This is a genomic window from uncultured Albimonas sp. (assembly GCF_963977235.1).
GTDB lineage: Bacteria > Pseudomonadota > Alphaproteobacteria > Rhodobacterales > Rhodobacteraceae > Albimonas.
This window is the reverse complement of the sequence record NZ_CAXBOD010000067.1, coordinates 1-21921: the sequence shown is the minus strand read 5'-3', so window position 1 is coordinate 21921 and position 21921 is coordinate 1. Positions and strand designations below refer to the sequence as shown.

At 69.2% G+C, this 21921-nt stretch carries 20 protein-coding genes; 13 read left to right on the top strand and 7 right to left on the bottom strand.

All coding sequences use genetic code 11. The features are described from left to right. A partial coding sequence (locus tag AAC134_RS20565) for a hypothetical protein (RefSeq protein ID WP_339951062.1) occupies window positions 1–307 on the bottom strand: 307 nt, incomplete at its 3' end. A 344-nt stretch (window positions 308–651) separates the two neighbouring features. Between AAC134_RS20565 and dctP the strand changes: the two genes are divergently transcribed. Genes dctP through AAC134_RS20550 form a run of 3 tightly spaced genes read left to right on the top strand, consistent with a single transcriptional unit; the run spans window position 652 to window position 3470 of the window. Then, a complete protein-coding gene (dctP, locus tag AAC134_RS20560) occupies window positions 652–1671 on the top strand; it encodes a TRAP transporter substrate-binding protein DctP (protein ID WP_339951060.1) in 1020 nt (339 codons plus the stop codon). Further along, a complete protein-coding gene (locus AAC134_RS20555) occupies window positions 1664–2179 on the top strand; it encodes a TRAP transporter small permease (RefSeq protein WP_339951058.1) in 516 nt (171 codons plus the stop codon). The genes dctP and AAC134_RS20555 overlap by 8 nt, the downstream gene beginning before the upstream one ends. After that, window positions 2169–3470: a TRAP transporter large permease subunit gene (locus AAC134_RS20550; RefSeq protein WP_339951056.1), complete on the top strand. Its 1302-nt coding sequence runs from the start codon at window positions 2169–2171 to the stop codon at window positions 3468–3470. The genes AAC134_RS20555 and AAC134_RS20550 overlap by 11 nt, the downstream gene beginning before the upstream one ends. Window positions 3471–3519: 49 nt before the next feature. Here the strand turns inward: AAC134_RS20550 and AAC134_RS20545 are convergent, their stop codons facing one another. The 3 genes from AAC134_RS20545 to AAC134_RS20535 all read right to left on the bottom strand — a co-directional run bounded on the left by AAC134_RS20545 (window position 3520) and on the right by AAC134_RS20535 (window position 5882). Beyond that, window positions 3520–4152 carry a TetR/AcrR family transcriptional regulator gene (locus AAC134_RS20545; RefSeq protein ID WP_339951054.1) on the bottom strand — a complete coding sequence of 211 codons (633 nt, stop codon included), beginning with the start codon at window positions 4150–4152 and terminating at the stop codon, window positions 3520–3522. 106 nt (window positions 4153–4258) lie between these two features. Further along, window positions 4259–5074 (bottom strand): SDR family oxidoreductase, encoded by an 816-nt coding sequence (locus AAC134_RS20540; RefSeq protein WP_339951052.1) that lies wholly within the window; start codon window positions 5072–5074, stop codon window positions 4259–4261. 13 nt (window positions 5075–5087) lie between these two features. Continuing rightward, a complete protein-coding gene (locus AAC134_RS20535) occupies window positions 5088–5882 on the bottom strand; it encodes an enoyl-CoA hydratase-related protein (RefSeq protein WP_339951050.1) in 795 nt (264 codons plus the stop codon). Between the two features lie 480 nt (window positions 5883–6362). Between AAC134_RS20535 and AAC134_RS20530 the strand changes: the two genes are divergently transcribed. After that, window positions 6363–7487 (top strand): CaiB/BaiF CoA-transferase family protein, encoded by a 1125-nt coding sequence (locus AAC134_RS20530; protein ID WP_339951048.1) that lies wholly within the window; start codon window positions 6363–6365, stop codon window positions 7485–7487. 63 nt (window positions 7488–7550) lie between these two features. Here the strand turns inward: AAC134_RS20530 and AAC134_RS20525 are convergent, their stop codons facing one another. Then, the gene (locus AAC134_RS20525; RefSeq protein ID WP_339951046.1) at window positions 7551–8471 is read right to left on the bottom strand and encodes an SDR family NAD(P)-dependent oxidoreductase; all 921 of its coding nucleotides are present in this window, start codon (window positions 8469–8471) and stop codon (window positions 7551–7553) included. 198 nt (window positions 8472–8669) lie between these two features. Here AAC134_RS20525 and AAC134_RS20520 point away from each other — a divergent pair, with 198 nt between their 5' ends. From AAC134_RS20520 to AAC134_RS20505, 4 genes are all read left to right on the top strand, one after another. Further along, window positions 8670–9821, top strand: a complete 1152-nt coding sequence (locus AAC134_RS20520; RefSeq protein ID WP_339951044.1) for an acyl-CoA dehydrogenase family protein — start codon at window positions 8670–8672, stop codon at window positions 9819–9821. Beyond that, window positions 9818–11392 (top strand): AMP-binding protein, encoded by a 1575-nt coding sequence (locus AAC134_RS20515; protein WP_339951042.1) that lies wholly within the window; start codon window positions 9818–9820, stop codon window positions 11390–11392. Before AAC134_RS20520 ends, AAC134_RS20515 begins: the two co-directional genes overlap by 4 nt. 82 nt (window positions 11393–11474) lie before the next feature. Continuing rightward, a complete protein-coding gene (locus tag AAC134_RS20510; protein WP_339951040.1) occupies window positions 11475–12968 on the top strand; it encodes a 3-oxoacyl-[acyl-carrier-protein] synthase III C-terminal domain-containing protein in 1494 nt (497 codons plus the stop codon). Between the two features lie 12 nt (window positions 12969–12980). Continuing rightward, window positions 12981–14186, top strand: coding sequence for an acetyl-CoA acetyltransferase (locus AAC134_RS20505; protein ID WP_339951038.1), 1206 nt, complete (start codon window positions 12981–12983; stop codon window positions 14184–14186). A gap of 221 nt (window positions 14187–14407) precedes the next feature. Here the strand turns inward: AAC134_RS20505 and AAC134_RS20500 are convergent, their stop codons facing one another. Both AAC134_RS20500 and AAC134_RS20495 read right to left on the bottom strand, forming a co-directional pair. Further along, complete coding sequence (locus AAC134_RS20500) at window positions 14408–15931, bottom strand: AMP-binding protein (RefSeq protein ID WP_339951036.1); 1524 nt, start codon at window positions 15929–15931, stop codon at window positions 14408–14410. A gap of 4 nt (window positions 15932–15935) precedes the next feature. Next, window positions 15936–16706, bottom strand: a complete 771-nt coding sequence (locus tag AAC134_RS20495) for an enoyl-CoA hydratase-related protein (RefSeq protein ID WP_339951034.1) — start codon at window positions 16704–16706, stop codon at window positions 15936–15938. Between the two features lie 297 nt (window positions 16707–17003). On the opposite strand from AAC134_RS20495, the gene AAC134_RS20490 reads away from it, so the two are divergent. The 5 genes from AAC134_RS20490 to AAC134_RS20470 all read left to right on the top strand — a co-directional run bounded on the left by AAC134_RS20490 (window position 17004) and on the right by AAC134_RS20470 (window position 21858). Beyond that, the gene (locus AAC134_RS20490) at window positions 17004–17864 is read left to right on the top strand and encodes a MaoC/PaaZ C-terminal domain-containing protein (protein WP_339951032.1); all 861 of its coding nucleotides are present in this window, start codon (window positions 17004–17006) and stop codon (window positions 17862–17864) included. Between the two features lie 131 nt (window positions 17865–17995). Continuing rightward, the gene (locus tag AAC134_RS20485; protein ID WP_339951030.1) at window positions 17996–19066 is read left to right on the top strand and encodes a C4-dicarboxylate TRAP transporter substrate-binding protein; all 1071 of its coding nucleotides are present in this window, start codon (window positions 17996–17998) and stop codon (window positions 19064–19066) included. Window positions 19067–19354: 288 nt separating this feature from the next. Next, complete coding sequence (locus tag AAC134_RS20480) at window positions 19355–19948, top strand: TRAP transporter small permease (protein ID WP_339951028.1); 594 nt, start codon at window positions 19355–19357, stop codon at window positions 19946–19948. Next, window positions 19948–21291, top strand: a complete 1344-nt coding sequence (locus tag AAC134_RS20475; RefSeq protein ID WP_339951026.1) for a TRAP transporter large permease — start codon at window positions 19948–19950, stop codon at window positions 21289–21291. Before AAC134_RS20480 ends, AAC134_RS20475 begins: the two co-directional genes overlap by 1 nt. Window positions 21292–21402: 111 nt before the next feature. Further along, a complete protein-coding gene (locus AAC134_RS20470) occupies window positions 21403–21858 on the top strand; it encodes a MarR family transcriptional regulator (RefSeq protein WP_339951024.1) in 456 nt (151 codons plus the stop codon). Window positions 21859–21921: the final 63 nt, after the last annotated feature.

Below are 21921 nucleotides of genomic sequence, written 5' to 3'. Positions count from 1 at the left end.
GGGTCGCGAGGTCGACCCGAGAGCCGGGGCGGCGCTCCGCGAAGACGCCGTCCTCGCCCGGTATGGGATGAATCACGGCGGCGGCCTCGGCGACGCCCGGCTGCGCGTGCCGCGGGGTGTCGACCTCCCTCGAGCCGATGTTGCGTCCGCCGCGCAGATACCCGCGAAAGCAGCCATTCGCCAGCCGGACCACGTCTCGGCGAAGTTCCGCACAGCTCAGGCGCATGTCGGCGCCCTGACCCGCGCAGGTCGTCAGGGCGGTCGCGCCCGGTTGCCGCTCGGCCTGCCCGAGGATCAGCCTGCCCATGGGCGCCGCTGCGGCGGACGCGGGCGGCGGCGGGGCGCGGGGCCGTCTCGTCCATCCGCCGACAGGCCTGCGTATCGCCGCGAACACGAAAAATGAATTGTGGTTCGCAATTCGCATAGATATGTTGACGTGCGGTCCCGGAGGTTCGGACGAGAGGGAAGGCGGCCGGCTGCGAACGCGGTCGGGACCGTCGGGAAAACTCTCCGTTGAGCCCCGGACTGAACCGGACGTGAGAACCGGAAGATCCAAGGGAGGAAGACATGATCGACAAGGCGCAAGCGGCCGTCCGCAGGACGGCGCAAACCCTGGCGCACGCGGCGACGGGCGTGGGGGCGGCGGCTGTCATGGCTGCTGCGGCGACGGCCGGCCTGCTGGCGGCGGCGCCTGCGGCGAAGGCTGCGGACTATCCCGCGATGAGCTTCAACATGGCCCATTTCCTCCCCCAGACCTATGGCGGCGCGGAGTGGGAGCAGTGGTGGGCGGACGAGCTGCGCAAGCGCTCGGACGGCGCCATCGACGTGACGATCTTCTGGGCCGGCAGCCTGGGCGGAGCGATGGAGATCCTGGATCTCGTAGGCTCGGGCGCGGTGCCTCTGGGGGTCAGCGCGCAGGGCTATTTCCTCTCGGACCTGCCTGTGGCGGGCACGGCCGGCAACCTGATGATGCGCACGCACACCGGCCCCGCGGATTCCCTCGACACCTGGCGCAAGTTCCTGGAGGACCCGCAGGTCCGCAAGGAGCTGGACGAGGCCGGCGTGGTCGAGCTGACCGGCCAGGCGGCCAATCCCTACAAGCTGACCTGCGCCAAGCCGGTGCGCACCGTCGCCGACATCAAGGGACTGCGGGTGCGGGTGCCTGGCTCCTACATGCCCGAATGGTGGGCGTCGCTCGGGGCGGTTCCGGTTTCAGTCCCGCTGGCCGAGCAGTACGAGGCCCTCCAGAAGGGAACCATCGACTGCGCCTACTCGCCCCTGGACCAGATCTTCTCGACCAGGCTCGACGAGGTGGCCAAGTTCGCCATCGACCTTTCGACCGGGTCGCACCTGACCTGGAACATCTTCATGAACAAGGACGCCTGGGAGGCGCTGCCCCAGCCCGTTCGGGATCTGATGACCGAGGTCTCGGAGGACATGATGTCCGAACTCGTCGCCTACAACGAGGCGCTCGCGAAGCGCACCATCGAGGAGACGATCCCCGCCCACGGCATGACCTACGTGACCTTCGAGGAGAAGGACAAGGCGGACGCCGAGGCGCTGGACACGATCTCGCTCTGGGTCGAGCGGCTGACTGACCAGGGGCTGGGGGAGACCGCCAGGCGGCTGGAGCCGATCCTGCGTGAGAAGCGGGCGGCCTTTCATGACTGACCCGTGGCTGGGCCGGGCGCGACGCGGCGCGGAGGCGGCGATCATCGCCGTCTCCGCCCTGCTGCTGGCGGCGACGATGGCGGTGGGCGCGCTGGATGTGGCGCTGGGCATGACGATCGGCTGGTATTTCCCCGCCAAGGTCTCGTTCTCGGAGGTCTTTGTCGCGGCGGCCGCTTTCCTGGCGTTGCCTGCAGTGACGGCGCGCGACGGCCATGTCCGCGTGGACGTGCTCACCAGCCTGTTCGGCCCGCGGATGCAGGCGGTCGCGCGGCTGGTCACGGCGCTTGCGACCGCAGCCGTGTGTCTGCTGTTCGCCGCGGCCTCGTGGCAGGCTTTCGCCAAAAGCTGGGCCAAGGCTGAAACGGTGCAGGCGATCGTGCCGATCCCCCTCTATCCCGTGCGGTTCTGCGCGGCGCTGGCCTTCGTCGCCTGCGCGGGCATCGCGGCGGTGGCGTTGGCGCGGACGCTTCGCGCGTCCCGCCGCTGGAGGGCCGGGAATGGGGCCTGAGCTCTCGGGCGGAATCGCGATCGCGTCGCTGCTGATCCTGCTGGGCTTCGGCGTGCCGATCGTGTGGGCGATGTCGCTCGTCGCGGCGGCGGGGATGTGGATTGGGGTGGGGTGGACCTTCGTCTTCACCACCTTCCAGACCCTGCCGATGGCCACGGTCTCGAGCTATTCGCTGGTGGTGATCCCGATGTTCCTGCTGATGGGAGGCTTCTGCCACCGCGCCGACATCATCGCCGGGCTGTATTCCGCCGCCCATCGCTTCACCTCGCGCACACGGGGCAATCTGCTGGTCGCGACCGTGCTCGCCTCGGCGGGCTTCGCGGCCGCTTCGGGATCCAGCCTTGCGGCGTCCAGCGTGTTCACGCGCATCGCCCTGCCGCAGATGCTGAAATTCGGGTACTCGCCCGGGGTCGCGGCGGGCTGCATCGCGGCGGCGGGGACGCTGGCGGCGATCATTCCGCCCTCGATCGCCATGGTGATCATCGCCTCGCTGACCAACCAGTCGGCAGGCACGCTGCTGATCGCGGGCATCGTGCCCGGACTGCTGACGGCGGGCGTCTACATTGTCGGCATCAAGCTGTTCCTGCTCCGCTTCCCGCACTGGGCGCCCGACGCCGACGAGCGCTTTACCTGGCGCGAGAAGCTTCTGGGCCTGCGCAGTCTGTGGAGCGTGCTGCTGCTGGGCGGCTTCATCATGGGCGGCATCTATTCGGGATGGTTTTCGCCCTCGGCGGCCGGCGCCGTGGGGGCCTTCGGGGCGTTGCTGATCGGCCTGGCCATGCGCAAGCTGGGTGTGGGCGCCATCCGCGACTGCCTGGTCGAAAGCGCGCATTCCACCATCCGGCTCTTCGCGATCATCGTCGCCGGCCTTCTGTTCAGCCGGTACCTGGTGATCAGCGGCTTCATCGGCGCGATCAACGGGGCGATGAAGGACCTGGGCGTCGGTCCGGTCGAGCTGATCGCCTTCATGATCGTTCTGTATCTGGTGCTGGGGATGTTCGTGGATTCCCTGTCGCTGCTGGTGATCACGCTGCCGACGTTTTACCCGATCGCCACGACGATGGGGCTCGATCCGGTGTGGTTCTCGATCATCGCGGTGAAGCTGGTCGAGATCGCGGCGATCACCCCGCCGGTGGGGCTGAACCTGTTCGCGGTGATGGGGGCGACCGATCAGGTGAAGTCGACCGAACTGTTCCGCGGCGTGCTGCCCTTTGTGCTGCTCGAGACGGTGACGCTCGGGCTGCTGCTGGCTTTTCCCGGCCTGACCACCTGGTTGCCCGGCAACATGTGAGGGCGGCGGCCCCGGCCGCCTCCCTCAGCCTTCGCCCGGGACACGCGCCTCAGGCCTCGGCGGCGGTCGGGCTGGTGCGCAGGCCGAAGGTTATCAGCTTGCGATAGGTCTCGATCACGTCGGCGATGGAGTCATCGGAATCCGCGCGCGCGACATACTCGGCGTAGACGTAGTCGCGCATCGAGATCAGCAGGTAGGTCAGCGTCTCGAGCTCCGCCTTCTCGAAGGCCGGCAGCTCGCCCTTCTCCCAACTCCGCAGGAGGGAGCGGCGGAAGCGCTCGGCGATGTTCTCGATATGACGTTTGTAGGCGGAGGGGGCGGCGACGTGCGCCTCGTGCAGCAGGCGGAAGAACCACGGGTTCTCGCGGGCCCAGCGGAAGAACGCCTCCATGCCGCGCAGCTCGACCTCGATGAAGTCGGAGGCGCCGGTGGCGGCCTTCTGCAGGTGGTCGAGCAATTCGGCCCCCTTTACAGGCAGCAGCAGGTCGAACAACTCCTGCTGGGTCTCGAAGTGGCGATAGAAAGTGCCGAGGCCGAGGCCCGCGCGCTGAGTGATCTTCTGGATCGAGGCGTTGAAATAGCCTTCTTCGCCGATCACCTCGACGGCGGCCTGGATCAGCGCGTCGCGGTTGGCCTCGACCTTCTCGGCCCGGCTCAGCTTGGGCCTGCGCGTCGCCTGCATGTCTTGCGTGCTCTCCGTGTGGTGCTTTGCGGCCCGCAGCCGGGGGGCTGCGGTGTCGCGAAGCTAGCCTTGCCCTCGGAGCAGGGCAACTCGCGGCGCTCTGCCGTCAGGACGGGGCCGAGGGCCCGCCGAAGCCGGTCCACCCGCCATCGACGGGGAGCACCACGCCTGTCACGTAGCTCGCCCAGTCCGAGACGAGAAACGCCGCGGCGCGCGCGATCTCGTCGGGCTGGCCGAAGCGGCCCATCGGGGTGCGAGCGAGGAACGCGTCGGCGGCCGCGCGGCCGTCCTCGATCAGCGCGGCCGACAGGTTGGTGACGATCACGCCGGGCGCGATGGCGTTGACCCGGATGCCGCGACTGGCGAGATCGCTCGCCATCGTCCTGGTCATCATCGCCACGCCTGCCTTCGACACGCCATAGGCGTTCGAGGCCCGGTGCCCCACAAGTCCCGTGACGGAGGAGAGGTTCACGATCGCGCCGCCGCGTCCGCCCTCGGCCATCCGGCGGGCGGAGAGGCGGCTCATCTCGTAGACGCCCTGCAGGTTCACATCCATGACATGGCGCCAGTCGGACAGCTCCTGCCGGAGGGTGCCGCGGATCGGCTCGGCGATGCCCGCGCAGTTGATCAGGATGTCGAGCCGCCCGAAATCCGCGACCGTGGCCTCGACCGCCTCGGCGCAGCTTTCGGGCGAGGCGACGTCAAGCGCGCAGCCCCGCGCCTTCGTCTCCCCGCCCAGTTCGGCCGCGAGCGCCTGCGCCCCCGCGCCGTTGAGATCGCACACCGCGACCGTCGCTCCCAGCGCGGCGAAGCGGCGGCACACGGCCGCCCCGATCCCGCCGGCGCCCCCCGTCACCAGCGCGACCCGGCCGGAGAGGTCCACCGCGTTTCCCGGTCCCTCACGTTCCTGAACTTCGGTCATCCTTCGCCCCCCTTCAGCGGCCGGTGAAGATCGGCGCGCGCTTCTCGCGCATCGCGGCGATCGCTTCCTGATGATCGGCTGAGCGATTGGTCAGCGATTCATAGGCGATCGAGGCGTCCATGATCGAATGGGCGAGCTGCCTGAGCCCGATGTTCACGCTGACCTTTGACCAGCGCACCGCCTGCAGGGCGGATTTGGAGAGCCGCTCGGCGAAGGCGTCGACGGCGGCGTCCAGATCGGCCGCGGGCAGGGCATGGTTGACCAGCCCCATTGCCGCCGCCTGCGCGCCGGTCAGCGCGTCGCCGGTCATCAGGAACTCCTTGGCGCGGGCGTAGCCGATCAGCTGCGGCCAGATCACCGCGCCGCCGTCGCCAGCCACCATCCCCACCTTCACATGCGGGTCCGACAGCACCGCGTCCTCGGCCGCGAAGATCACGTCGCAGAACAGCGCCAGCGTGCAGCCCAACCCCACCGCCGGCCCGTTTACCCGCGCGATCACGGGCTTCTCGCAGTCGAGCAACGAGAACACGATCCGCTTCGCTTCCGCCGCGGTCACCTCGAACGAGACAGGGTCGTCGATCGCCGCCTGCTGCCAGGCGAGGTCGCCGCCCGCGCAAAAGGCGCGGCCAGCGCCGGTCAGCACGATCACGTCGCTGTCGGGGTCCTCGGCCGCGTCGACGAACACGCGGGCAAGCTCGGAATGCATCCGCGCGTCGACCGCGTTCAGCCGGTCGGGACGGTTCAGCTCCAACCGGAGCACGCGTCCGTGGCGCTCCCACCTGATCGTCTCGTAGTCGGGGAGCGCCATTCGCTGTTCCTTCCATCCTGTCGCCTGCCGGACCATACCGCTCCGCCCCCCTCGGTCAACACGAAAGTGAATTGAGAACCGCAATTCACTTTATGCATCGACCGCGGCCGCCGGGGCCATCGGGCGCCTCAGAACGAAGGGAGGAGGCGCCGGATCTGCGCCGGCACGAATGAGATCATGCGTCTGCTCATCGCCCGCAGCCCGCAGACCGGCGTCCGTCGCGCCAGGCGCCGCTCCCACCGCGTCCCGAGGGCGGACGGGCGGCGTGAGGTTGCATGGCGCCTCGGTCGCGCCGCCGTCTCGGAAGATGGTATCGGCGAGGGCCGCGACGCCGCGATGGACGCGAGCCTGGCGATGATCTGTCCTGGGGCGCGGCCTGCGACGTCTCCGACAGCGGCGCCGACCGGACAGGGGTTGATTGTCTCCATGCTTATAATAAGCATACGTATATAAACTTCAGAGCCGAGGGAGACACGACGCATGGGACCTTTGAACGGCATTCGCATCATCGAGTTCGCGGGGATCGGGCCAGGGCCGTTCGCGGCGATGATGCTGGCGGACATGGGCGCGGAGATCATCCGCATCGAGCGACCGGGCGCTCCGTCGCCGACCGCGGAGAGCTTCGTGCTGCGTGGGCGCAAGACCGTCGCGCTGGACCTGAAACGTCCCGAGGCGGCAGCTGCGGCCCGCCGCCTCGTCGCCTCGTCCGACGCCCTGATCGAGGGGTTTCGGCCGGGCGTGATGGAACGGCTGGGGCTGGGGCCGGACACCTGCCTCGCCGACAATCGCGCGCTGGTCTACGGGCGGATGACCGGCTGGGGGCAGGACGGACCGCTGGCCCGGGCCGCCGGGCATGACGTGAACTACATCGCCCTGTCAGGCGCGTTGTGGTCGATGGGTGAGGCCGAGCGCGATCCGATGCCGCCGCTCAACCTCGTGGGCGACTTCGGCGGCGGCGGCATGCTGCTCGCTTTCGGCATCGCCTGCGCGCTGCTGCGCGCGCGGGCGACGGGCGAAGGCGACGTGGTCGACGCCGCCATCTGCGACGGAACGGCGGCGCTGATGGCGCCGCTCTATGCCAGCATGGCGCAGGGCATGTGGGTGAACGAGCGCGGCGCCAACCGCCTGGACGGTTCGGCCCCTTACTACGGCGTCTATCGTTGCAAGGACGGGGCCTGGGTCTGCCTCGCGCCGATCGAACCGCAATTCTGGGCGCTGTTCCTAGACCTGCTCGGTCTGCCGGCGGAGGACTACGCGGATCGCGAGGACAAGACCCGCTGGCCCGTCTGGCGCGACCGCTTTGCCGAGATCTTCGCCACGAAGTCCCGCGAGGAATGGCGCCAGGTGTTCGAGGGCACGGACGTCTGCTTCGCCCCCGTGCTCGACATGGAGGAGGCTCCTCGCCACCCCCACAACGCCGCCCGCGGCGTCTTCGAGGATCGCGGGGGGGTGATCCAGCCCGCTCCCGCCCCTCGGTTCCGGGAGGCGTCCACCGGATGGCCCTCGGCCCCGGATGCGGAGGGGACCGACGCCGTGGCGGCGCTTCAGGCATGCGGGTTCGAGACGTCGGAGATCGAGAGGCTGAAAGCCGACGGCGTGATCTGATCCGGCCCCGGCAGGGCGCGGGTGCGGGAAGGGCGGCCTCGCCGCCCTTCCCTGGATTTCGGCTCAGACCGGGTCCCAGCTGAACACGTCGCCCGACCGCTCCAGCGGCGTGAAGCCGCCCTTCATCGCGGGGAACACGCGGTCGGCCACCGCCTCCGCGGTCCAGCCGGCGTCGGCCTGCATCCCGCGCACCGGGCGCGGCTGACTCATCAGGAAGATCTCGTTGTTGCGCACCACGAAGATCTGGCCGGTCACATCGCGCCCCTTCTCCGAGGCCAGCGCCACGGCGAGCGGCGCGATCTTGGCCGGCGTCATCGCCTTGATCTTCTCGACCCGGGCCTTCTGGGCGTCGGTTTCGGTGGGGATCGTCCCGATCAGCCGGCTCCACGCGAAGGGCGAGATGCAGTTCGACGACACCCCGAACCGCGACATGTCGAGCGCGAGAGAGCGCGACAGCCCCACGATGCCCATCTTGGCCGCCGCATAGTTCGCCTGCCCGAAATTGCCGATCAGCCCCGCGGTCGAGGTGAAGTGGACGAAGCAGCCGCTCCCCTGCTCGCGGAAATGCCGGGCGGCGGCGTGGGAGGTGTTGAAACTTCCGTTCAGGTGCACATCCAGCACCTGGTCCCAGTCCATTGCGCTCATCTTGTGAAAGATCACGTCGCGCAGGATGCCGGCGTTGTTCACCACCACGTCGATGGCGCCGAACGTGTCGACAGCCTGGGTCACCATCTCGTTGGCCGCCTTGCGGTCGGAGACCGAGCCGAAGTTCGCGACCGCCTCTCCGCCCGCGGCCTTGATTTCCTCCACGACCTCCTGCGCGGGCGCCTTGTCTTCGCCGTCGCCGTCGCCGGATCCGCCGAGATCGTTGACCACCACCTTCGCCCCGTTCTGCGCGAACAGCAGCGCGAGGTCGCGCCCGATGCCCCGGCCGGCGCCCGTGATCAGGGCGACCTTGCCCTCCAGAAGTCTCGTCTCCGCCATTTGGTTCTTTCCTCCGTTCCGTTCTGTTCCCGACGCGACCGGCGGCCGCGTCTGCGCGGGCCGCTCTGGTCGAGCCTGATCGAAAAATAAGAAGCTTGCGTATAAATAGCAAGCGAGTTATATATCCGCCTGCTGAACGATACGAAACGGTCGGCCGCGACCTCCGTCGCACGGGGCGCGCGCCAAGGGAGGACGCGCATGTTCGAGCGCACGATCTTCACGGCGGAGCATGAGATGTTCCGCGACGCGGCGGCCCGGTTCGTGGCCGAGCACGTCGAGCCCCACCACGCGGCGTGGGAGAAGGACGGCATGGTCAGCCGCGAGATGTGGCTGAAGGCGGGCGCGCAGGGCCTGCTGTGCGTGACCGTGCCCGAAGAATACGGCGGGCCGGGCGCGGACTTCCTGTTCGCCTCGATCGTGCTGGAGGAGTTTGTGAAGGCGAACGCCTCGGGCCCCGGCCTGTCGGTGCATTCCGACATCGTGGCGCCCTACCTGGTCGCCTACGCCTCGGAAGAGCTGAAGCGCGCCTGGCTGCCGAAGATGTGCGCGGGCGAGGCGATCGGCGCCATCGCGATGACCGAGCCGGGGGTGGGCTCCGATCTGCAGTCGATGCGCACGCGGGCGGTGCGGGACGGCGACGACTGGGTCGTCTCCGGTCAGAAGACGTTCATCTCCAACGGTCAGCTCGCCGATTTCGTGATCGTGGCGGCCAAGAGCGACCCCGCCGCGCGCGGCAAGGGCGTGTCGCTGATCCTGGTCGAGACGGACCGCCCCGGCTTCTCGCGCGGGCGCAATCTCGAGAAGATCGGCTACAAGGCCCAGGACACCTCGGAACTGTTCTTCGAGGACGTCCGCGTGCCGGCGGCGAACCTGGTGGGACTCGAGGGGCGCGGCTTCGTCCAGCTCATGGAGCAGCTCCCCCAGGAGCGCCTGACCCAGGCCGTGCGCGCCGCCACGATGATGGAGGCCGCGCTGGACTGGACGGTCGCCTTCACGCGCGAGCGACAGGCTTTCGGCCGCGCCGTCTCCGACTTCCAGAACACCCGCTTCAAGCTGGCCGAGATCCGCACCCAGGCCGTCATGCACCGCGTTTTCGTCGACCGCTGCATCGAGATGCACCTGGAGGGCAAGCTGACCGCAGTCGATGCGGCGATGGCCAAGATGGCCTCGACCGAGGCGATGAACGTCGTGATGGACATGTGCCTGCAGCTTCACGGCGGCTCGGGCTACATGTGGGAGATGCCGATCGCCCGCGCCTGGGCGGACGCGCGCATGTCGCGCATCGCCGGCGGCACCGGCGAAATCATGCGCGAGCTGATCGGAAGGGATCTGGTGGGGCGCGGCGCATGATCCGCTGGGCCGACTTCCTGACGCGCAACGCCCACCTCGCCCCCCGAGACCCCGCCGTCACCTGCGAGGGGCGGACGCTGGACTGGGCGAGGGTCGAGCGCCGCTCGCGCAACCTCGCCGCCGCCTTGCACGGGCTGGGCGCGGGGCGCGGCGAGCGGGTGGCCTTCCTCGGCCTCAACAGCCTCGAGATCTGGGAAAGCCAGCTCGCCGCGCCGCGGGTCGGCGCGATCCACGCCCCGGTCAACTTCCGCCTCGCGCTGCCGGAGAAGACCGCCTGCCTCGAGGATTGCACGCCTGTCGTTCTCGTCGCCGACGCGCCCCATTTCGCCGAGGCGCGGGTCCTGCGCGACGCCTGCCCCTCGATCCGGGCCCTGATCGCGACGGGTCCGGAGACGCCTCCCGACATGCTGTCCTGGGAGACGCTGGCCGAGACGCCCGCCCCCCTGTCCCAGGCCGAGTTCGACGCCCTCGCCTCCGCCGACGAGGAGGTCGCGTCGCTCTTCTACACCTCGGGGACCACGGGCCGGGCCAAGGGGGTGATGCTGACCCATCAGAACTTCCTCGCCAATTCCATGGCGGTCGGCCTGATCGGGCGCCAGCGGCCGGGGATGAACCACCTGATCATCGGGCCGCTCTTTCACCTCGCCTCGGGCAGCCGGGTGATGGTCAACGCCATGTTCTGCGGCCACTCGGTGATCCTGCCGAAATTCGACGTCCCCGACCTGCTGCGCGTCATCGAGGCGGAGCGGATCAACGTCTTCTCGGCCGTGCCCACGATGCTGGCGATGATGCTCGACCATCCCGATTTCGTCGGCGCCGACCTCTCGTCGCTGGAGATGATCACCTACGGCGCCTCGCCCATGCAGCCGACGCTGCTGGAGCGGGTGATGCGGGCCGCTCCCGGGGTCGCCTTCATGCAGGCCTACGGAATGACCGAGGCCTCGCCGACCCTGACCGCGCTGACGCCCGAGGACCACGTCCCAGGCTCCCGCTGGTTCTCGAAACTGAACTCGGTCGGCCGTCCGCTGGCCACCGTCGACCTGCGCGTCGCCGACCCCGACGGACGGGAGCTTCCCACCGGCGAGACGGGCGAGATCCTCGCCCGCGGTCCGCAGATCATGAAGGGCTACTGGAACCAGCCAGAGACGACGGCCCGCGCGCTGGACGGGGGCTTCTACCACACCGGCGACGCCGGCTGGCTGGACGAGGACGGCTTCCTGCACATCGCCGGGCGCACCAAGGAGATGATCATCACCGGGGCCGAGAACGTCTATCCGATCGAGACCGAGAACGCGCTGATCCAGCACCCGGCGGTGGCGCAATGCGCGGTCCTCGGACTGCCCGATCCGACCTGGGGCGAACGGGTGCACGCGGTCGTCGCCCTGGCGCCGGGCGCCTCGGCCACGCAGGCGGAGCTGATCGCCTTCTGCCGCGCGCGGATCGCCGGCTACAAATGCCCCAAGTCGATCACGCTGCGCAGCGACGAGCTGCCGCTGAGCGCGACCAGCAAGATCGACAAGATCGCCCTGCGTCGCGAGCTGGAGGCCGCGGAGACGGCGAGCGCCACATGAGCGTCGCGCGCGCGCGCCGCCGCGCCCCGGCCGGAGCCGAGGCGCAACGCATGAACCCGAACAACAAGCTGGAGGAAGGCGAATGACCGTCGGCATTCTGTCCTACGGGGGTTATCTGCCGAAGGCGCGGCTCGACCGCGGCGCGATCTATGCGGCCCACGCCTGGTTCAATCCGGGGCTAAGGGGCCTCGCGAAGGGCGAGCGGGCCCTGGCCAACTGGGACGAGGACGTGGTGACCATGGCCGTCGAGGCCGTCGCCGCCTGCCTCGAGGGATATGAGGAGACGGCGCCCGCCGCGCTCTACCTCGCGTCCACCTCGTTCCCGTTCCGCGACCGTCAGAACGCCGGCATCGTCGCCGATGCGCTGACGCTGCCCCGGGGGCTGACCACGCTCGACCTGGGCGGCTCGCAGCGGGCCGGCAGCTCGGCGCTGCTCTCGGCTCTGGCCGCCGCGCGCGGGCTGGGCGCGCCGGTGCTGGCGGCGGCGTCCGAGAAACGACCGGCAAAGCCGGCCTCGACGCTTGAGTTCACGGTCGGCGACGGCGCCGCCGCGCTGCTGGTGGGCGAGGGCCCGGTGCTGGCCGAATATGTCGGCGGCCTGACCCATGCGGTCGATTTCGTCGACCACTTCCGCGGCGAGCGCGATCCCTTCGACTATACCTGGGAGGAGCGCTGGGTCCGGGACGAGGGCTATCTGAAGCTGGTCCCCGCCGCCGTGACCGAGCTGCTGGAGGGGCAGGGCGTCGCCCCCGCCGAGATCGCGCGGTTCTGCTTCCCCGCCGCCATGGCCAACGTCGGCAAGGGCGTCGCCCGCGCGGTCGGGCTGCCCGAGACGTCGGTCGCCGACAACCTGGTCGCCACCTGTGGCGAGACTGGCGCGGCGCATCCGCTGGTCATGCTGGTGCATGCGCTGGAGACGGCGGCGCCGGGCGACCTGATCCTGGCGGTCGGCTTCGGGCAGGGCGTCGACGCGCTGCTGTTCCGCGCCACCGACGCGATCCTCGACGCCCGCGGCCGCACGGGCGTCGCCGCCCACCTCGCGCGCGGGCGGGCCGACGCCCGATATTCGCGCTATCTCGCCATCAACGACCTGGCGACGATGGAGCGCGGCATCCGCGCCGAAGTCGACAAGCAGACCAAGCTCTCGACCCACTACCGCACGAAGTCGATGACCCAGGGCATGATCGGGGGCGCCTGCACGCGATGCGGCACCAAGCAGTTCCCCAAATCGCGGATTTGCGTGAACCCCAACTGCAACGCGGTCGATGCGCAGGTGGACGAGCCGTTCTCGCGCAAGGCGGCGACGCTGAATTCGTGGACGCGCGACCAGCTCACCTTCTCGCCCGATCCGCCGACCTATTTCGGCATGGTCCAGTTCGAGGGCGGCGGCCGGCTGATGAGCGACCTGACCGACATCGCGCCGGGGGCGGAGCTCGAGGTCGGGACGCCGATGAAGATGGTGTTCCGCATCAAGGACCACGACGCGCTGCGCGACTTTCGTCGTTATTTCTGGAAGGCAACGCCGGTTGAGCCGGCGGCCGGGACCCCGGTCCCGACCGCGGCGGCCGCGGAATAGGGAGGCACGGACATGCCCAGTGGAATCAAGGACAAGGTCGCCATTCTCGGCATGGGCTGCTCGCGGTTCGGGGAGCGGTGGGCCGACAACGCCGAGGACCTGATGGTCGAGGCCTATGTCGAGGCGCTGGCCGACGCCGGGGTCGAGACCTCGCAGATCGACGCCGCCTGGCTGGGGACCGGGATCGAGGAACAGCATGTCGGCAAGTCCGCCGTGCCGCTGTCGATGGCGCTGCGCCTTCCCAACATCCCCGTCACCCGGGTCGAGAACTACTGCGCCTCGGGGACCGAGGCGTTCCGCGGCGCGGTCTACGCGGTCGCGTCGGGCGCCGCGGACATCGCGCTGGCGGTGGGGGTCGAGAAGCTGAAGGACGCCGGCTACGGCGGACTTCCGCAGCGCACCCGAGGCTCGGTCAATGACCTGTTCTGGGCCAACGCCTCCGCCCCCGGCTCCTTTGCGCAGCTCGCCACCGCCTACGGGGCGCGGCATGGGGTGAGCGCGCAGGAAATGAAGCGGGCGATGGCCCATATCTCGGTGAAAAGCCACGACAACGGCGCGCGCAACCCCAAGGCGCATCTGCGCAGCCGCATCGACGAGTCGAAGGTGATGAACGCCCCGATGGTGGCCGCGCCGCTGGGCCTGTTCGATTGCTGCGGCGTCTCGGACGGATCCGCCGCGGCGATCGTGACCACGCCCGAGATCGCCCGCAGCCTGGGCAAGCACGATCTGGTCACGGTCAAGGCGCTGCAGCTCGCGGCCTCCAACGGGGTCGAGGCGCAGCACAACTCCTGGGACGGCGCCCACTTCGTCTCGACCCGCGCGGCGGCCAAGCGCGCCTACAAGGAGGCCGGCATCGAGGATCCGCGCGGCCAGGTCTCGCTGTTCGAGGTGCACGACTGCTTCTCGATCACCGAACTGGTGACAATGGAAGACCTGTTCATCTCCGCTCCGGGCGAGGCGGTGAAGGACGTCATGGACGGGGTCTTCGACGCCGACGGCAAGATCCCCTGTCAGATCGACGGCGGACTGAAGTGCTTCGGCCATCCCATCGGCGCCTCGGGCATCCGGATGATCTACGAGATGTACCTGCAGATGCAGGGCCGCGCCGGCGAGCGTCAGCGCCAGGACGAGCCGGTGTTCGGCATGACCCACAACCTGGGCGGATTTCCGCACCAGAACGTCTGCTCGATCACCATCGTGGGCAAGGAAGGGGCCTGAGCGTCCCGCCGGCGGCGTCGTCAGGCGTCGCCGGCGCCCATGCTCTCGGCCGCGGGCGCTGAGGGCCCCGCGCGCCGGCCGACGGTCGAACGGCGACGCCGAACGGCCATTCGCGGCCGCTCGTTCGGTGCTCGAGGCGGCGCATACCGGTCCGGGGAGGAGGGGCCGTCGCCGGTTCGTCGCGGCCCGATTCCGGCGCCGCCTGCGCGGCGCCGGAGGGGTCAGATCCGCCGCTCCCGCCCTTCCCAGAACGGATCCCGCAGCTTGCGCTTGAAGATCTTGCCCGACGGGTCGCGCGGCAGGGCGTCGACCAGCATTACCCGGCGCGGAACCATGTAGCCTTTCAGCCGCGTTTTCGCGAAGTCGACCACCGAGGCCTCGTCCAGGCCGTGTCCCTCCGCCGGCTCCACCGCGACCGCCAGCGCCTCCCCCAGCTCCTCGTCGGGGATGCCGAAGGCGGCGCAGTCGGCGACGGCGGGATGCTCGATCATCACCGCCTCGATCATGTTGCAGTAGATGTTCGAGCCGCCCGAAATGATCATGTCCCGTTTGCGGTCGGTGATGAACAGATAGCCGTCCGCGTCGAGGAACCCCACGTCGCCGATCGACAACAGTCCGTCGCGCTCCATCTCCGCGCGGGCCTCGGGGCGGTTGAGATAGGTGAAGTCGGGATAGGTCGCGAGGCGGCACCAGATCTCGCCGGGCTCGCCCGGCGGCAGGTCGCGGCCGGCCTCGTCGCGCACCCGGATGCGCGAATCCGGCGTGGCGCGGCCGACCGTGCCGGGATGGTCGAGCCATTCCTGCGACGTGCAGTAGGTCACGGCGCCGGTCTCGGTGCCGCCGTAGAACTCGAAGATCACCGGGCCGAACCAGTCGATCATCCGCCGCTTCACGTCCGGCGGGCAGGGGGCGCCGGCATGAACCACGTGGCGCAGCGAGCTGAGGTCGTGGCGCGCCCGGACCTCCTGCGGCAGACGCAGCAGCCGGATGAACATCGTCGGAACCATGAAGGCGTGGGTGATCCGGCGCCGCTCGATCAGGGCGAGGAACTCCTCCTCGCGGAACCGCGGCTGCAGGAACAGCTCGCCTCCGATGGCGAAGGTCGCGGTGGCCGCGCGGTAGGGGGCGGAGTGGTAGACAGGCGCGGCCAGCAGGTTGCGCATCCACGGCACATAGGCGTCGTGATTGTGGGTGCGTTGCACCCCGATCGGCGCGAGCCGTTTGACCCCCTTCGGCTTGCCGGTGGTGCCCGACGTGTAGATCATCCCCGCCGAGACGGGTTTCGGCCTGTCGGGAACCGGCTCGAACCCCTCGGCCCAGGCGAGCAGCTCGCGCTCGCCGGGCTCGATCCGGCGGTCGGCCTCCTCGATCCCGTAGGCCTCGCGCAGGGGGGCGGGCGGGTCGACAAGGATTACCGCCACACGGTCGCGCGCGCGCGCATCGACCTCGGCCCGCACCTTCCGCCACAGGTCTGAATGGGCGAACAGCACCCGCGCGCCGCTGTCGAGCAGGATGTGCGAGATCTCGTCGGGCGTGAAGTGCCAGTTCACCGGGGTGGCGGTGGCGCCGATCAGCTCGATGCCGGTCACGAGGCTCAGGAACTCGGGGTCGTTGCGCATCAGCAGCGTCACCGGCTCCTCGGGCGCCACGCCCAGTTCGGCGAGGCCGGAGGCGACGTGGCGCGCGAGGCGGCGGATGCGGGCGCGCTCGAGGCTGAGCTCGCCCATGGTCACCGAATTGTCCATCTCCTCAGCGTCCCTTGAAGACGGCCGGCCTGCGTTCGAGAAAGGCGGTGACGCCGATCTCGAGATCCTCTCCCGCGAAGGCCTGGCCCTGGGCGACGGCCTCGAAGGGCAGCACGTCGTCCAGCGCGCGCGCCTCGGCGTAGTTGATCTGCCGCTTGATCAGCCCGATGGCGCGCGTCGGCCCTTCCGCGAGACGTCGGCCGAGGGCGCGCGCCTCGGCCTCAAACACCTCGTCGGGCCAGACTTCGTGCACCGCGCCCCACTCCTTGCCGGTGCGCGCATCGAAGGCGCCGCCCATCATCGCCAGCGCGCGGGTGCGCGCGGCCCCAATGGTGCGCGTCAGAAACAGCGAGGAGCCCGCGTCCATCGCGGCCCCGATTCGCACGAATGCCAGATGAAACTTGGCCGATTCGGCCGCCACCAGGATGTCGGAAGCCAGCGCCAGGCTCACCCCGGCTCCGGCCGCGGCGCCGTTCACCGCGCAGATCACGGGGATCGGCAACGTCCGCAGCGTGCGGATCAGCACGTTCACCCCGTCATCGAGCGACTGCACGACCCGGTCGCGCCGGTCCAGCAGACTGGTCAGATCGGCCCCCGCGCAGAACGCCCGCCCGCTCCCGGTGATCAGCAGCGCGCGCGCGTCCTGCTCGACCGCAAGGCGCTGCACACGCTCGGTCAGCGCAATCCGCAGGTCGGGGGCGAGCGCGTTCATGCTCTCCGGCCGGTTCAGCCGAAGCGCCAGAAGCTCGCCGTCCCGCTCCTCCACGATGTCCATGATCCAGTTCCTCCCATCGGAGGGCGCGGCGGCGCCGTAAGGCTCGCCGGCCCCATTCGTCGCCCCGATTCATCTCCTCGCGGCGTCGCGCCGCCGGCGTGATCGCGGCGGTTCTTCCTCTCGGCCTAGCGCCGGGATCGCAAAAAAGCAAGCATGGGTATATTCTGCTTGTTGGTAATAAGCATACGAATTATAAAGCACGGAAGAGAAAGCGCGGTCGGCGCGAATCCGCCGCCGTGTGACGAAGCCCGGTCCGCGAATGGGCAAACGGGCGTGCGAAAGGGGAGAGGCGGTCACGTGACCTTCGACGCAGACGTCATCAAGACCTGGCCATTCGAGGAAGTCCGTCAGACCTACTCGGTGCGCGACGCGATCATCTACGCGCTGGGCATCGGTATGGGCATGGATCCGCTGGACGAGCAGCAGCTCGACTACCTGTGGGAGGAGGGCGACTTTCGCGTGGTCCCCACCATGGCGGTGGTGCTGGCGGGGCCCGGCTTCTGGGTGCGCGATCCGCGCTCGGGCGTGGACTGGCGCAAGGTGCTTCACGGGGAGCAGGGGATCGAGCTGTTCAGGCCGTTGCCCGCCGGCGGCACGGTCAGCGCGACGACCAGGGTCACCGACGTGCTCGACAAGGGCGCGGACAAGGGCGCGCTGATCTATGTCGAGCGTACGCTGCGCGACGTCGCCACCGGCGAAGCGCTTGCGCGCCTGACCTCCACCTCTTTCGCACGCGGAAACGGCGGCTTCGGGGGGGCGTCCGGTCCGCAGCCGCCTGCCGCCCGGATCCCCGACGCGCCGCCCGACGAGGTTTGCGACCTGCCGACCTCACGCCGCGCGGCGCTGCTCTACCGGCTGTCGGGCGATGACAACCCGTTGCACATCAGCCCCTCGGTCGCGCGGGCCGGCGGCTTCGAGCAGCCGATCCTGCATGGGTTGTGCACGCTGGGCGTCGCCGGGCACGCGATCCTGCGGACCTGCTGCGGCTACGACCACACGCGCCTGAAGTCGCTGAAGCTGCGCTTCTCGCGCCCGGTCTATCCCGGCGAGACGATCCGCACCGAGATCTGGAGGCGCGACGACGAGGTTCTGTTCCGCGCCCGCTCGGTCGAGCGGGACCTGATCGTCCTCGACAACGGCCGCGCCGTGGTCGCCTGACCCCGCCCGGGCCCGGGCGCGCCCGGGCCGGGCATTTATCCGACATCCAGAGACGACCGAGCATCCGACGACAGACCGGGACAACCGGCGAAGACCAAGGGCCGCCGCGAGCGGTCGAAAGGGAGGAAGACATGAAGTATGCGCGCATCGCCGGCGTCGCCCTGGCGCTGGCCGCCTTCGGCGCGACGGCGGCCCAGGCCCAGCTCGTTCTGCGCTTTGCCGACGGCAGCCCCAACCGGGGCGAACGGGCCGAAGCCATCAGCCATTTCGCAGAGCGCGTCGCCGAGAAGACGGACGGCGACATGGAGGTCGAAATCCACTGGGGCGGCGCCCTGCTGGAGTTCTCGGCCATCTACAAGGGCGTGACGCTTGGCACGGCCGACATCGGCACCCTGCTCAGCGCCTATACCCCCAAGGAACTGGTGAGCCTGGGAATCGGCGACCTGCCGATAGACGCCTCGGCCGATCCCTGGGTCGGCATGCACGCAATCCAGGAGCTGATGACCACCAATCCCGAGATGATCCGCGCCTTCGCGGACCGGGGCGTCGTCTACCTGATGGACTTCCACTCGACCGGCATCCAGCTCATGTGCCGGAGCGAGGCCAACGTCGCCTCGCTCGACGACGTGAAGGGCAAGAAGATCCGGGCGTCGAGCCTTTATGCCCACGCGCTGGATGACCTGGGCGCGAATGTGATCAGCCTGACTTTCGGCGACGTCTACCAGGCGCTCGACACCGGATTGGCCGACTGCACGACGGGATATCTCTACTCGATCCCGGCCTACAAGCTCCACGAGGTGATCGACGACGTTCTGGTCCTGGACTGGGGCCAGGTGGCGGGCTTCGTCGCGGGGATCAACAAGGATCTGTGGGACGACCTGAGCGACCCCCAGCGTCAGGCGCTGCGCGAGTCCGGCGAGGAGGTGATCGACGACTACGCCCAGGCGCTGATCGAGAGCTACGAAGAAAGCCTCAATGCGCTCGAGAGCGGGGCCTATGACGGCAAGGTCGTGCGGGTGATCCGTCCGCAGCCGCGCGATACGCAGACCATGGCGGAGGTCGCCGCCAAGTACGTCGACAAGTGGGCCGAGGACTTCTCCGCCGAGGGCTACGACGCCGACGCCGTCCTGGCCGACTATCGCCGCCTGCTCGCCAAGTACGCCGCCATCCGCGACGCGCAGGGCTATCCCTGGGCGCGGTGACCGCCGCGGTCCGATCCAGAGCCGCGCCGGCCATGCCCGGCGCGGCCTCCCGATCCGCTCCCGACGATCCGGGGCGCGTCCTGGCGGTGGCTGACGGCCGCGCAAGACGGCCGGCCCCGAACGAGAGAGAGACCACATGAATTCGAAGAGCATGACGGACGCGGCGCAGGCGTCCGTGGGCCGATCGAGGCGCGACCCGCAAGCCGCGCGGCGCCCGGGCGGGAGCACGCGCAAGACCGGACGCAAGCCCGCGCCGGGCCTGGCTGGCGCCGCCGGCGGAGGTCGCGCATGACCCCGCCCTCCGCTGAGCGTCGCGCCCCCTCGCGCGCCGTCGCGGCCTATCTGCGCGCCCGCGCCGGACTGGGGCGGATCGAGACCGGACTGGCCTGGATCTCCGCCGCCTGCATCATTGCCGCGGGCGTCTACATCACGCTCGGCATCGTGCTGCGCGCCGTCTTCAACAGCGGCGTCGTGGATGAGCTGGTGATCGTGGGCGAGCTGATGGTCGCCGCCATCGTCCTGCCGTTGGCCCTGGTTTGCGCGCAGCGCGGCTTCATCGCGGTCGAGGTGGTCAGCGGTCTGTTCGGCGCCCGCGGACAGAAGTCGCTTGATCTGCTGAGCGACCTTGTCGGCCTGTTCGCCGTGGTTCCGCTGCTGGCGGCCGGGGGGCTCGCGCTGTCGCATGTCGTGGCCGACGGCAGCTTCCACTTCGGCATGCTCGACCTGCCGAAATGGCCGGGATACGCGGCCTTTGTCATCGGATACCTCATGTTCCTGATCCGCCTCGTCGACCTTCTCGTCCTCGATCTGCTGCGCGCGCTGGGCCGGTTTTCCGACGCCTCCGGCGAGTTTCGCCTGGAAGCCGGGGAGCCTGACCTCTGATGGACTACGCAACGATCGGGGCCGTCGGTTTCTCTCTCTCGCTCGTGCTGCTGCTGCTCCGGGTCCCGATCGGGTTCACGCTGGTCGCGGTGGGAACCGGCTGCACGCTGGTCGCCTATTCCTGGCGGCAGGGGATGGGGTTCGACCTGGGGCGGGGGATCAATCCCACCCTCGGGCTGATCGAGGCGCACGGCTACGAGTTCGTGCACTCCTATTCGCTCAGCATGATCCCGCTGTTCATTCTGGCGGGCCATGTCGCCTATCACGCGCGGATCACCACCGACATCTACCACGCGGTGCGGGTGTGGCTGGCGCGTCTGCCGGGCGGGCTCGCCATCGCCTCGCTGATCGGCTGCGCGGGGTTCTCGGCGATCACCGGGTCAAGCCTGGCCTGCGCCTCCTCGATGGGGCGGATCTGCGTGCCGGAGATGCTGAAATACGGCTACTCGCCGAAGCTCGCCACGGCCTCGGTGGCGGCGGGGGGGACGCTGGGCTCGCTGATCCCTCCCTCGGTGCTGTTCATCATGTACGGGCTGTTCACCGAGACCTCGATCAGCAAGCTGTTCCTGGCCGGCATCGGACCGGGGATCCTGTCGCTGCTGGGCTTCATCGTCACGGTGATGGTCTGGACCTGGCTGCGCCCCGAGATCGCTCCGCGCGCCGCCGAGTCCTTCGGCCGGGCCGACCGGATGCAGGCGCTGGGCCGCGCCTGGCCCGCGGTGGCGTTGGTGGCGCTGGTGGTCGGAGGCATCTACACCGGCGTCTTCACCGCGACCGAGGCGGCTGCGGTCAGCATGGTCTTCGTGATCCTGTTCGGCTTCCTCTCCCGCCGGCTGAGCGCCGCCGCGTTCCTCGCTTCGGTGAAAGACACGGCGATCCAGTCCGCGGCCCTGTTCTTCATCGCGGTGGGGGCGAAGATCTTCGTATCCTTCGTGTCGCTGACCGGGGTGACGCAGGTGCTGGTGGACATGGTCGCCCATGCCGGAATGTCCGACTGGATGGTGCTGGGCTGCATCGTGGCGCTCTACCTCGTGATGGGCATGTTCCTCGACCCGCTGGGCACGATCCTGCTGACGCTTCCCTTCGTGGTGCCGCTGGTCGAGTCGATGGGCCTGGACCTGATCTGGTTCGGGGTGATCGTGGTCAAGCTGCTCGAAATCGGTCTGATCACGCCGCCGGTGGGGCTGAATGTCTTCGTCATCAGCAGCGTGACCGGACCGGAGGTGAAGGTGCACGCGATCTTCGCCGGCGTGTCGCGGTTCCTCATCATGGAGATCGTGGTGCTGGTCCTGCTGTTGACCTTTCCCGCGATATCCCTCCTGATCCCGAACGGAGTTTTCTGACGGAGGCGAGCCAGCCGCGGCAGAAGGGCAGCTTGCTGATAATGAGCACTATATCTTACATGTGCCCCACGGCCGGTCTCCCGCCGCGCCGGACCAGCTCCGGAAAACACGATGACCCGAGAACGCCAGGGGACAAATGTCGCCTTCCATGACATCGCCCGCCTGCGCGCCCAGATCTACGAGCACATCATGCGCGAGGACCGTCTTACCCTGTCGCAAGGCTGGGTGCTGGTCAACGTGGTGAACAAGCCTGGCCAGACCCAGAAGCAGGTGGCCGAACGCGTGCTGGTGGGCACGGTAACGACCGGCGGCCTGATCGACCGGCTGGAGGCGCGCGGCCTGGTGGAGCGGCGGGCCGATCCCAAGGACCGCCGGGCCAAGCGGATCTATCCTTCGCCAGAGGCGGCGGCGCTGGTCGAGAAGATGAATCCGATCATCGACCAGCTCGACGAGATTTCGTTCGCCGGTCTGCCGGAGGACACGGTCGACGAGATCGCCTCGGCGCTGAAGGTGATACGCCGCAACCTGCGCGAAGAGCTCTCGCGCCGTCAGTCGGCGGAGACGTAGCGCCGAGGCTGTCCCGCCCGGCATTTGTCGCGCTTTTCTGGGAGCGTCGCGAAGGTCTGCGGG

Coding starts and splice junctions, on each gene's coding strand:
- dctP (WP_339951060.1), top strand. CDS start 652: ATGGCTGCTGCGGCGACGGCCGGCCTGCTGGCGGCGGCGCCTGCGGCG.
- AAC134_RS20555 (WP_339951058.1), top strand. CDS start 1,664: ATGACTGACCCGTGGCTGGGCCGGGCGCGACGCGGCGCGGAGGCGGCG.
- AAC134_RS20550 (WP_339951056.1), top strand. CDS start 2,169: ATGGGGCCTGAGCTCTCGGGCGGAATCGCGATCGCGTCGCTGCTGATC.
- AAC134_RS20545 (WP_339951054.1), bottom strand. CDS start 4,152: ATGCAGGCGACGCGCAGGCCCAAGCTGAGCCGGGCCGAGAAGGTCGAG.
- AAC134_RS20540 (WP_339951052.1), bottom strand. CDS start 5,074: ATGACCGAAGTTCAGGAACGTGAGGGACCGGGAAACGCGGTGGACCTC.
- AAC134_RS20535 (WP_339951050.1), bottom strand. CDS start 5,882: ATGGCGCTCCCCGACTACGAGACGATCAGGTGGGAGCGCCACGGACGC.
- AAC134_RS20530 (WP_339951048.1), top strand. CDS start 6,363: ATGGGACCTTTGAACGGCATTCGCATCATCGAGTTCGCGGGGATCGGG.
- AAC134_RS20525 (WP_339951046.1), bottom strand. CDS start 8,471: ATGGCGGAGACGAGACTTCTGGAGGGCAAGGTCGCCCTGATCACGGGC.
- AAC134_RS20520 (WP_339951044.1), top strand. CDS start 8,670: ATGTTCGAGCGCACGATCTTCACGGCGGAGCATGAGATGTTCCGCGAC.
- AAC134_RS20515 (WP_339951042.1), top strand. CDS start 9,818: ATGATCCGCTGGGCCGACTTCCTGACGCGCAACGCCCACCTCGCCCCC.
- AAC134_RS20510 (WP_339951040.1), top strand. CDS start 11,475: ATGACCGTCGGCATTCTGTCCTACGGGGGTTATCTGCCGAAGGCGCGG.
- AAC134_RS20505 (WP_339951038.1), top strand. CDS start 12,981: ATGCCCAGTGGAATCAAGGACAAGGTCGCCATTCTCGGCATGGGCTGC.
- AAC134_RS20500 (WP_339951036.1), bottom strand. CDS start 15,931: ATGGACAATTCGGTGACCATGGGCGAGCTCAGCCTCGAGCGCGCCCGC.
- AAC134_RS20495 (WP_339951034.1), bottom strand. CDS start 16,706: ATGGACATCGTGGAGGAGCGGGACGGCGAGCTTCTGGCGCTTCGGCTG.
- AAC134_RS20485 (WP_339951030.1), top strand. CDS start 17,996: ATGAAGTATGCGCGCATCGCCGGCGTCGCCCTGGCGCTGGCCGCCTTC.
- AAC134_RS20480 (WP_339951028.1), top strand. CDS start 19,355: ATGACCCCGCCCTCCGCTGAGCGTCGCGCCCCCTCGCGCGCCGTCGCG.
- AAC134_RS20475 (WP_339951026.1), top strand. CDS start 19,948: ATGGACTACGCAACGATCGGGGCCGTCGGTTTCTCTCTCTCGCTCGTG.
- AAC134_RS20470 (WP_339951024.1), top strand. CDS start 21,403: ATGACCCGAGAACGCCAGGGGACAAATGTCGCCTTCCATGACATCGCC.